This window comes from Micromonospora sp. ABR4_055, assembly GCF_056160425.1.
This window is the reverse complement of the sequence record NZ_JBSWXD010000377.1, coordinates 1-255: the sequence shown is the minus strand read 5'-3', so window position 1 is coordinate 255 and position 255 is coordinate 1. Positions and strand designations below refer to the sequence as shown.

The 255-nt window shown below is 66.3% G+C and carries 1 protein-coding gene; it reads right to left on the bottom strand.

What is annotated here, in order from left to right; all coding sequences use genetic code 11:
• A partial coding sequence (locus ACXAHD_RS32475) for a hypothetical protein (RefSeq protein WP_475055235.1) occupies window positions 1–255 on the bottom strand: 255 nt, incomplete at both ends.

The window sequence follows — 255 nt, the reverse complement described above, 5'->3', positions numbered from 1 at the left end:
CGGAGATGTCCTCGAAGTTGTCCGGCACCATCGAGCGCAGCAGCGACCGCATCGGCCCGCCGTCGAGCTGGAACACCCCGAGCGTGTCACCACGGGCGAGCAGCTCGTAGGCGCGCTTGTCGTCCAGCGGCAGATCCTCCAGGACCAGGTTGAGGTTCTGGTTCTCGGCGATCCCGGCCAGGCAGTCGTCCATCACGGTCAGGTTGCGCAGCCCGAGGAAGTCCATCTTCAGCAGGCCGATGGACTCACACGCGC